The organism is Lysinibacillus zambalensis (assembly GCF_040183165.1).
In the GTDB taxonomy this organism is placed as follows: domain Bacteria; phylum Bacillota; class Bacilli; order Bacillales_A; family Planococcaceae; genus Lysinibacillus; species Lysinibacillus zambalensis.
The window spans coordinates 1-528 of record NZ_JBEGDG010000092.1 but is presented as its reverse complement, the minus strand read 5'-3'; the positions used below and the strand labels follow the sequence as shown (position 1 = coordinate 528).

1 pseudogene is annotated in these 528 nt (G+C 35.0%); it reads right to left on the bottom strand.

Going from position 1 to position 528, the window contains the following annotated elements:
* Positions 1-389, bottom strand: a pseudogene (locus tag ABNX05_RS26195) (hypothetical protein); the annotation flags it as partial.
* Between the last annotated feature and the right edge of the window lie 139 nt (positions 390-528).

Sequence of the window (528 nt, the reverse complement as noted above, 5' to 3'; positions counted from 1 at the left end):
TTAGCAATAAATGAGTCTTGTTCTAATTCCTTTATGTTTTCATCAACTGTATATAAGTGCAGCTCATCCTCATTATTGAGATTGCTTGTTGCTAATATATTTATTTTTCCATTTTCTACATAGACATCACTCTCATAGATCCAGTCATATCTTATTTGGTCTGGCATATTGATATCAAATGAAGAACTTTCAAATGTATGATTATCAAGTATATCGAATTGCAGAGAGAAAGAATCTCGACCCTCTTTATTTGAAAAAATCGTGCCAGAATTAGAAAAGCTGATTACTCCGAGTTCAGCACTATTTTTAAATAATGTACAACTATATCCGCATCCCGCACTTTTACAGGCCCATTCTAAAACGATTATTAAAAATCGTTTATAGGTCAATACGCGAAAAAACCTATCGCTAATGCGTGCGAAGGCTAAAGCTATTACATTATTAGTAGCAGCTGAAAATAGTTACCCAGCGATTAAACCCACAGATATTCGGTGTGATCAAGCTCGTGTTTACGCAGCTCGCATTGCG